Origin of the sequence: Streptomyces sp. NPDC059994, from assembly GCF_042737755.1 — a bacterium.
Classification (GTDB): domain Bacteria; phylum Actinomycetota; class Actinomycetes; order Streptomycetales; family Streptomycetaceae; genus Streptomyces.
Genome location: NZ_JBHWUR010000027.1, coordinates 68,178 through 77,901, shown reverse-complemented (window position 1 = coordinate 77,901; position 9,724 = coordinate 68,178). Strand labels below are relative to the sequence as shown.

The following is a 9,724-nucleotide window of genomic DNA, read 5'->3' as shown; positions in this document are numbered from 1 at the left end:
GGCCGGGGTCATCGCCCCCGGCCGGGCCCGTACGGCGTCCATGCGGCGTCTATTCGGCCGCAGCCGTCTTCTTCGCGGCCGTCTTCTTGGCCGGAGCCTTCTTCGCGGTGGCCGCCGTCTTCTTGGCGGCGGTCTTCTTCGCCGCGGTCTTCTTGGCGGGCGCCTTCTTGGCCGGAGCCTTCTTCGCCGTCTTCTTGGCGGGGCCCTTGGCACGCTTCTCGGCGAGCAGCTCGTAGCCGCGCTCCGGCGTGATCGTCTCCACGCTGTCGTCGGTCCGCAGGGTCGCGTTGGTCTCGCCGTCCGTGACGTACGGGCCGAAGCGCCCGTCCTTCACAACGACCGGCTTCTCACTGACCGGGTCGGTGCCGAGCTCCTTGAGCGGCGGCTTGGCGGCCGCCCGGCCACGCGCCTTGGGCTGCGCGTAGATCGCCAGCGCCTCCTCCAGGGTGATGGAGAAGAGCTGGTCCTCAGACTCCAGCGAACGCGAGTCCGTGCCCTTCTTCAGGTACGGCCCGTAGCGCCCGTTCTGCGCGGTGATCTCGACGCCCTCGGCGTCGGCGCCCACCACGCGCGGCAGCGACATCAGCTTCAGGGCGTCGTCGAGCGTCACCGTGTCCAGGGCCATCGACTTGAAGAGCGAGGCAGTCCGCGGCTTCACCGCGTTCTTGCCCGTCTTCGGCGTGCCCTCCGGCAGGATCTCGGTGACATACGGCCCGTACCGGCCGTCCTTCGCCACGATCTGGTTGCCGCTCACCGGGTCCATGCCCAGCTCGAAGTCGCCGCTCGGCTTGGCCAGCAGCTCCTCCGCGTGCTCCACCGTCAGCTCGTCGGGCGCCAGGTCCTCCTGCACGTCGGCGCGCTGGTGGCCCTCGGCGTCCTTCTCACCGCGCTCGATGTACGGCCCGTAGCGGCCGACCCGGAGCACGATCCCGTTCCCCACGGGGAACGAGGAGATCTCTCGCGCGTCGATCGCGCCGAGGTCCGTGACCAGCTCCTTCAGACCGCCGAGGTGGTCCCCGTCGCCGTTCCCGGCGTCGGAGGCCGCACCGGCCTCGCCCTCGCCGAAGTAGAAGCGCTTCAGCCACGGCACCGACTTGGCCTCGCCCCGCGCGATGCGGTCGAGGTCGTCCTCCATGCGGGCGGTGAAGTCGTAGTCGACGAGTCGGCCGAAGTGCTTCTCCAGCAGGTTGACCACGGCGAAGCTCAGGAACGACGGGACCAGCGCCGTGCCCTTCTTGAAGACGTAGCCGCGGTCGAGGATCGTGCCGATGATCGACGCGTACGTCGACGGACGGCCGATCTCGCGCTCTTCCAGCTCCTTGACCAGCGAGGCCTCGGTATACCGGGCCGGCGGCTTGGTCGCGTGGCCGTCCGCGGTGATCTCCTCGGCCGACAGCGCGTCGCCCTCGGCGACCTGGGGCAGGCGCCGCTCGCGGTCGTCCAGCTCCGCGTTCGGGTCGTCCGCGCCCTCGACGTAGGCCTTCATGAAGCCGTGGAAGGTGATCGTCTTGCCGGACGCGGTGAACTCCGCGTCCCGCCCGTCGCTCGCCCGGCCCGCGATCTTCACGGTGACGGAGTTGCCGACCGCGTCCTTCATCTGGGACGCGACCGTCCGCTTCCAGATCAGCTCGTAGAGCCGGAACTGGTCGCCGGTCAGACCGGTCTCCGCCGGAGTGCGGAAACGATCACCCGACGGGCGGATCGCCTCGTGCGCCTCCTGCGCGTTCTTGACCTTCCCGGCGTACGTACGCGGCTTCTCCGGGAGGTAGTCGGCGCCGTACAGCTGCGTGACCTGCGCACGGGCCGCCGAGACCGCGGTCTCGGAGAGCGTGGTGGAGTCCGTACGCATATAGGTGATGAAGCCGTTCTCGTACAGCTTCTGGGCTACCTGCATGGTGGCCTTGGCCCCGAAGCCGAGCTTGCGGGAGGCCTCCTGCTGGAGTGTCGTCGTACGGAACGGGGCGTACGGCGAACGGCGGTACGGCTTGGACTCCACCGAGCGGACGGCGAAGGCCGAGTCGGCGAGGGCGGCCGCCAGCGCTCGGGCGTTCGCCTCGTCGAGGTGGAGGACGTCGCTCTTCAGTTTTCCGTCGGGACCGAAGTCGCGGCCCTGTGCCACCCGGCGGCCGTCGACCGCCGCGAGCCGTGCCACCAGCGAGGACGGGTCGGAGGCGTCGCCCGCCCGGCCGGTGGAGAACGTCCCGGTCAGGTCCCAGTACTCAGCAGAACGAAAAGCGATGCGCTCGCGTTCCCGCTCGACCACGAGCCGGGTGGCCACCGACTGGACGCGGCCCGCCGAGAGCCTCGGCATGACCTTCTTCCACAGGACCGGCGAGACCTCGTAGCCGTAGAGGCGGTCGAGGATGCGTCGGGTCTCCTGGGCGTCGACCATGCGCTGGTTGAGCTCGCGCGGGTTGGCGACGGCGTCCCGGATGGCGTCCTTGGTGATCTCGTGGAAGACCATCCGGTGGACGGGGACCTTGGGCTTCAGGACTTCCTGCAGGTGCCACGCGATGGCTTCGCCCTCGCGGTCCTCATCGGTGGCGAGGAAGAGTTCGTCGGACTCGGCCAGAAGCTCCTTGAGCTTCCTGACCTGGGCCTTCTTGTCGGCGTTGACGACGTAGATGGGCTGGAAGTCGTGTTCGACGTCCACGCCGAGGCGGCGCACCTCGCCGGTGTACTTGTCGGGCACCTCGGCGGCGCCGTTCGGCAGGTCGCGGATGTGCCCGACACTCGCCTCGACGACATAACCGGGGCCAAGGTAGCCCTTGATCGTCTTCGCCTTGGCAGGAGACTCGACGATGACGAGTCGGCGGCGGCCGCCCTTTGCGGTCTCGCTGGTCGGGGACAACTTCGCTCTTCTCTCCGGGTCGGCACTCGGGTGGCACGTACGAGCTGTACGGTCGCTGCGGAGTGTGACGGTACAACCCGCCCCCGTGTCAAACAGCAAAAGCCCGCAGCGGCCACTCGAACGGTAACCCGACTTAAGGCGAGTCTGCCGCCTGGACCGTCCCAGAACGTTCTGAAAAGCGTTTCGTCCCAGCGGAGACCCGGGCACGAGCCCGACCGGCGCGGCGCGGCGCCACGGGGCCGCCGGGGCTCACAGGCGTGTGAAGCACCACACCCCGGCGAGCAGGAAGACCGCGCCGAAGAAGGTGGCCAGCGCCGCCGGGACCACGAGCCCCGCCCCGTCCGCCACCGGCGCCCGGTGCCGCACACGCACCCCCGTCCACAGCAGCAGCGCGCCCCCGAACAGTACGAAAACCGTCCCCGCGAACACGGCCGGACCGGCCTCCGCCCCACCCATCCCGTTCATGGCGCGGATCCTGGCACTCGCGGGAGGAGTCCCGGCGAACTCCAGGTGAACGGCCACACCCCCATCCGGCCCAGCGACGGGCAGACGGGCGTGTTGAGGCGAGGGCGCCGGGTGGGGCAGGTGAGGCGAGCGGGGCGGGGTGTGCGGTGGGGTTGGCCGAATTCACACCCTTGTTTTCCCTCCCCCGACCCGACATCTCCCGCCGGACCGCCCCCGCCGCATGCGGGAGCGCCCCTACCTCACCTGTCGTACGCGGTCCCTTCACGCCCAGCCCCCGGCGGCGGCGCCGGGGCGCACCGGTCACTCGCCGACCGGCTCCAGGAAGCCCTGGCCGACCAGCATCCGGATCGACTCCGGGGTGCGGTCGCGCAGCTGGACCGGGTCCTCACCGATCAGCTGCGCGATGGCGTCCAGGATCCGGCCCGCGTCCAACTGGCCGTCGCAGACGCCCGCGAAACCCGCGCCGACCGTGTCCACCGTGGTGGCCCGGCGCATGCCCCGGTTCTGCCGCAGCACCACGTGCTCCGGATCCTCGGCGCCCGGCAGCCCGACCTGCTCCTGCACCACCTCGTCGGCGAGCCGGAACCGGTCGGTGAGCAGGGCCGCGTCGTCATGCGTACGCAGATACTCCTGCCGGGCGAAGTGGGCCCGGATGGCCTCGCCGAGCGGCTGCTCGACCGGGTGCGGCCACTCCTCGACGGTGATCGACGGCTGCTCGGCCCCCGACTTGTGCAGCGTGATCCAGCCGAAGCCGATCGCCTTGGTCTTGCGCGCCTCGAACTCGTCGAGCCACGCCTCGTACCGCTCCGCGTAGGCCCCGGGGCCGGTGTGGTGGTCCCCGGCGTCCCGCAGCCACAGCTCCGCGTACTGGGTGACGTCCTGGACCTCGCGCTGCACGATCCAGGCGTCGCAGCCGCGCGGCACCCACGAGCGCAGCCGCTCCTGCCACTCCTCGCCCTCCACGTGCTGCCAGTTGGCGAGGAACTGCGCGTATCCCCCCTCGTTCAGCCGGGCTCCCGCCTGCTGAACGAGCGTGCGGCACAGATCGTCCCCGCCCATGCCGCCGTCCCGGTACGTCAGCCGGGCGCCCGGCGAGATGACGAACGGCGGGTTGGACACGATCAGGTCGTACGTCTCGGAGTCCACCGGCTCGTAGAGCGAGCCCTCGCGGAGCTCCGCCTCGGGCGCGCCGGACAGGGCGAGGGTGAGGCGGGTGAAGGCGAGCGCGCGGGGGTTGAGGTCGGTGGCGGTGACCCGGGTCGCGTGCTGCGCCGCGTGCAGCGCCTGGATGCCGGAGCCGGTGCCGAGGTCCAGGGCGGAGGCCACCGGGGTGCGGACGGTGAGCCCGGCGAGCGTGGTGGACGCGCCGCCGACCCCCAGGACCATCCCCTCGTCGCGGCCGCTCGCGCCGCTCGCCCCGCCGACCGCGCAGCCGAGGTCGGAGACGATGAACCAGTCCTGTCCCTCCGGGCCGCCGTACGGACGCACGTCAACCGCGGCGCGCACCTCGTCGCCCGTCCGGGTGAGCCAGCCGTCCTCCAGGGCCTCGTCGCCCGGCAGAGCCGCTCTGGCGCGCTCGTACGCGACGGGCTGCTGGAGCAGGAACAGCCGTACGAGCGTGTCGAGCGGGGAGCCGCCGCGGGTGGCCCGTAGGGCGGGCACGGTCTCGCTGCGGGCCAGCGCGGCGTAGGCGGGCGCGCCGAGCAGGTCGAGCAGGCCGTCGGCGGTGAAGTCGGCCGCGAGCAGGGCGTCGCGGAGCCGGGCGGCGCGGTCGGGCACGGGCAGGCCGGCGGGCGGGCTGGCGGAAACACTGGTCGTACTCACCCGGCCATTGTGGCGGCTGGCACTGACAAACACCCACGGCCCGGCACCCACATGGGTCCGGGCCGTGCGAGGGGCGGCCGCGCACGGCGGCGGGGCCCCTACGGAGTAGGGGCTACTCGCCGCTCGCCGAGGACGACGGATCGGCCGAGTCGGACGGCTTCGCCGACTCCGAGGGCTCGCCGGACTCCGAAGGCTTCGCGGACTCCGAGGGCTTCGCGGACTCCGAGGGCTTCGCCCCCTGCGAGGCGGAACCCGAGGGGGACGCCTGCTTGGAGGCATCGCCGCCGGCGGCGGGCGACGCCGAGGAGGGCGCGGTGGCGGTCTGCTTCTGGCAGCCGGGCTGCTGCTGCATCGCCTTGCCGAGGTCGCCGGACTCCAGCTTCTTGAGAGCGTCGTCGCTGCTCTTGCTGATGGTGTTCAGCTGGTCGGCGACACCCTTGAGGCCGTCGGCGAACTTCGCCTGGTCGCCGGTGTCGAGCGCGTCGACCTTCTTCTTGAGATTGGTGTACGCGGTGGAGGACGCCGTCAGCTCCTTGGCGGCCTCCTCCTGGGTCTTGTCGCCGTCCTTGACGGGCGGGACACCGGCCTTGTTGAGGCTGTCGGCAAGCGACTTGTACGCGTCCGAGATCTGCTGGAAGGCAGCCGAGTCCGTCTTCTGGACGTCAACCGGCTTGCTCTCGTCGGCCGTCTGCTTCTCGATGGCGACGTTGGCGTCAGTGATCTTCTTGATCTGCGGCTGGGCCTGGTCGCAGAAGGTCTTGGCCCAGTCCTTCACCTTCTTGTCCGAGTCGTCGCTGCTGCAACCCGACAGTGCGAGCACCAGTACCGCGCCGCCGGACAGTGCGGCCGCAAGCTTCTTGTTCACCGGATCGGTCCCTTCCAAGGCTCTCGGCCCCGGAACATACACGCCAAGTGGGCGACAACCGCGTGTCCTGCGCCGGATCTGCTCGCTTTTGGAGCCATTTGCACCAAGGGAGAGAAGGCTCACGACCACAAAGCGACGGGCGGACGGTGCGTCAATCCGCACCGCCCGCCCGTCTTTGTCGTACTACTGCTAGGAAACGACCGCAGGGTCAGGCGACTTGGCGGACATCTCGTGGTTCCCCTCGTCGCCCACCGCCACTCCGCGCCGCTTGGAGACGTACACCGCGCCGACGATGACGGCCGTGGACAGCACCGCCACGACCGCGCGCACCGCGGGGCTGGCGTCCGCCCCGTAACTGAACTTGACCACCGCGGGCGCGATGAGCAGCGCCACCAGGTTCATCACCTTCAGGAGCGGGTTGATGGCCGGACCCGCGGTGTCCTTGAACGGGTCGCCCACCGTGTCGCCGATGACGGTGGCGGCATGGGCCTCACTGCCCTTGCCGCCGAAGTTGCCGTCCTCGACCAGCTTCTTGGCGTTGTCCCACGCGCCACCGGAGTTGGCGAGGAAGACGGCCATCAGCGTGCCGGTGCCGATCGCGCCCGCCAGATACGAGCCGAGCGCGCCGACGCCGAACGTGAAGCCGACCGCGATGGGCGCCAGCACCGCGAGCAGGCCGGGGGTTGCCAGCTCCCGAAGGGCGTCCTTCGTACAGATGTCGACGACTCGGCCGTACTCCGGCTTCTCGCTGTAGTCCATGATCCCGGGGTGCTCGCGGAACTGCCGCCGCACCTCGAAGACCACCGCGCCCGCCGACCGGGACACCGCGTTGATCGCGAGACCCGAGAACAGGAAGACGACCGCCGCGCCCAGCATCAGGCCCACGAGGTTGTTGGGCTGTGAGATGTCCATGCTGAGGGTCATCTCGCTGGACTTGGCGCCCACGTCGTTCACCGCGGTGGCGATGGCATCGCGGTACGAGCCGTAGAGCGCCGCCGCCGCGAGGACCGCGGTGGCGATGGCGATGCCCTTGGTGATGGCCTTGGTGGTGTTGCCGACGGCGTCCAGGTCGGTGAGGACCTGGGCACCGGCGCCCCGGACGTCGCCGGACATCTCGGCGATGCCCTGCGCGTTGTCGGAGACCGGGCCGAAGGTGTCCATGGCGACGATCACGCCGACCGTGGTGAGCAGACCGGTGCCGGCCAGCGCCACCGCGAACAGGGCGAGCATGATCGACGTACCACCGAGCAGGAAGGCCCCGTAGACGCTCAGACCGATCAGCAGGGCCGTGTAGACGGCGGACTCCAGACCGATGGAGATACCGGCCAGGACGACCGTCGCGGCGCCCGTCAGCGACGACTTGCCGATGTCGCGGACGGGACGCCGGGTGGTCTCGGTGAAGTACCCGGTCAGCTGCTGGATGACAGCGGCGAGCACGATGCCGATGGCCACCGCGAGCAGCGCCAGGATCCGCGGGTCGCCGCCGTGCGTCTTGATGGAGGCGTCGGTGACCCCGTCCAACTCTGCGTACGTGGACGGCAGATAGATGAAGACTGCCACCGCCACCAGGGTGAGGGAGATCAGCGCGGAGATGAAGAAGCCGCGGTTGATGGCGGACATCCCGCTGCGGTCGGCGCGCCGCGGGGCGACCGCGAAGATGCCGATCATCGCGGTGACCACGCCGATCGCCGGGACGATCAGCGGGAAGGCGAGGCCCGCGTCACCGAAGGCCGCCTTGCCGAGGATCAGTGCGGCGACCAGGGTCACGGCGTAGGACTCGAAGAGGTCCGCCGCCATGCCCGCGCAGTCGCCGACGTTGTCGCCGACGTTGTCGGCGATGGTGGCGGCGTTCCTCGGGTCATCCTCCGGAATGCCTTGTTCCACCTTGCCGACGAGGTCGGCGCCGACGTCCGCCGCCTTGGTGAAGATGCCGCCGCCGACACGCATGAACATGGCGATCAGCGCGGCGCCGAGGCCGAAGCCCTCCAGCACCTTGGGGGCGTCCGCGGCGTAGACCAGGACGACGCAGGAGGCACCCAGCAGGCCGAGGCCCACCGTGAACATGCCGACCACGCCGCCCGTACGGAAAGCGATCTTCATGGCTTTGTGCGAGACGGCCGTGAGATCTTTTTCGGGTTCGCCTTCCGCAGGGGTCGCCTCGCGGGCAGCGGCCGCCACGCGCACATTCGCGCGTACGGCCAGTCGCATGCCGATGTAACCGGTCGTCGCCGAGAAGAGCGCGCCGATCAGGAAGAAGGCCGACCGGCCCGCGCGCTGCGACCAGTTGTCGGCCGGCAGCAGGAAGAGCAGGAAGAACACCACGACGGCGAAGCCGCCGAGGGTGCGCAACTGCCGGGCCAGATAGGCATTCGCTCCTTCTTGGACCGCCGCCGCGATCTCCTTCATCGAGTCGGTGCCCTCGCCGGCCGCCAGTACCTGGCGGACCAGCAGCTGGGCGACGATCAGGGCCGCGATGGCCACTGCCGCGATGACGATCACGATCAGCCGGTTGCCGTCGGTCAGTACCGCGGCCGCGAGTGAAGTGGGGTGATCGAGTTCTTGTGGGTTGAAGAGCCCCGCCATTCGTCCTCCTTGACGTTCAGATCCCAAGATGTGGACGGATTGTAGGGAGCGGAACACGATCAAAACAGGGCGCGGTTAGCGGAATTGACCTTCAGTTGCTACTCAGCAAATGATCGCGCCACGAAAAGGCCCCCGAAAGGGGTAATGGGGCAAAAGCATTGACGGCTGATCAACGATCTAGAGAATAATCGCCAAAAATGAAAAAGGCCCTGCTCAGCAGGGCCTGTACAGCGGAGGGTCGAGGGGTCGGTCAGGGCTCGGCGGTCGCCCCGGTGATCGGCCAGGTCATGCGGATGACACCGCCGGACTCGTCCGAAGTGACCTCCACGTCGTCGACGAGGCCGCTGATGACCGCGAGGCCCATCCCGTCCTCTCCGCCGTCGTCCGGCTCGTCCTCGGCCGTGGCGCCGCGCACACCCGGCGCGGCACCCCCGGAACCCGGACCGGGCACCTCGTCCCCGACCTCGATGGAGAACGACTTCTCCTCCTCGGTCAGCGCGACGCGCACCGGCGCCGTCACCCCGTACGCACGGTGCAGCCCCACAGCACGGCTGCACGCCTCACCGACGGCGAGCCTGACCTCGTCGAGGACCGCCTCGTCCACCCCGGCTCGGCGCGCCACGGCGGCCGCCACCAGGCGGGCCGTCCGGACGTGTTCGGGCTGGGCGCTGAAGCGGAGTTCAACGGTGGCCATGCGATCCCCCTCGGACGTACGGGCGTGCTTCTCAGGGGCCCCGGGCCGTGAAGAGCCCGGTGCCCCTGTCCTTCCTCCGGAGCCGTCAGTCAGTGGCGTTGACGGCTTCGTCGACCGAGCCGTGGATCGGGAACACCTTGGTGAGCCCGGTGATCCGGAAGATCTTCAGAATGCGCTCCTGGTTGCAGACCAGCCGCAGGGAGCCCTCATGGGCACGGACACGCTTGAGTCCGCCCACGAGCACGCCGAGGCCGGTGGAGTCGAGGAAGTCCACGCCCTCCATGTCGACAACCAGGTGGTAGCTGCCGTCGTTCACCAACTCGACCAACTGCTCGCGCAGCTTGGGCGCGGTATACACATCAATCTCGCCACCGACCTCGACGACCGTACGGTCGCCACCAGGGCCGGACACATTGCGAGTCGACAGGGACAGGTCCACGGA

General features: G+C 69.8%; 7 protein-coding genes. All 7 read right to left on the bottom strand.

From position 1 onward, the window contains the following. Nucleotides 1-49: 49 nt before the first annotated feature. Entirely contained in the window at nt 50-2,851 is a 2,802-nt protein-coding gene (topA, locus tag ACFWA7_RS16565) for a type I DNA topoisomerase (RefSeq protein WP_385538521.1), read from the bottom strand. Between the two features lie 249 nt (nt 2,852-3,100). Next, a complete protein-coding gene (locus tag ACFWA7_RS16560) occupies nt 3,101-3,316 on the bottom strand; it encodes a hypothetical protein (protein WP_385538518.1) in 216 nt (71 codons plus the stop codon). 300 nt (nt 3,317-3,616) lie between these two features. Further along, nucleotides 3,617-5,140, bottom strand: coding sequence for a methyltransferase (locus tag ACFWA7_RS16555; protein ID WP_385538515.1), 1,524 nt, complete (start codon nt 5,138-5,140; stop codon nt 3,617-3,619). A 112-nt stretch (nt 5,141-5,252) separates the two neighbouring features. Then, nucleotides 5,253-6,005: a small secreted protein gene (locus ACFWA7_RS16550; RefSeq protein WP_385823546.1), complete on the bottom strand. Its 753-nt coding sequence runs from the start codon at nt 6,003-6,005 to the stop codon at nt 5,253-5,255. Nucleotides 6,006-6,194: 189 nt separating this feature from the next. Then, nucleotides 6,195-8,588, bottom strand: a complete 2,394-nt coding sequence (locus ACFWA7_RS16545) for a sodium-translocating pyrophosphatase (RefSeq protein WP_385538510.1) — start codon at nt 8,586-8,588, stop codon at nt 6,195-6,197. A gap of 250 nt (nt 8,589-8,838) precedes the next feature. Further along, nucleotides 8,839-9,282, bottom strand: coding sequence for an ATP-binding protein (locus tag ACFWA7_RS16540; RefSeq protein ID WP_385538507.1), 444 nt, complete (start codon nt 9,280-9,282; stop codon nt 8,839-8,841). A gap of 85 nt (nt 9,283-9,367) precedes the next feature. Then, nucleotides 9,368-9,721, bottom strand: coding sequence for an STAS domain-containing protein (locus tag ACFWA7_RS16535; protein ID WP_053728100.1), 354 nt, complete (start codon nt 9,719-9,721; stop codon nt 9,368-9,370). Nucleotides 9,722-9,724 lie beyond the last annotated feature (3 nt).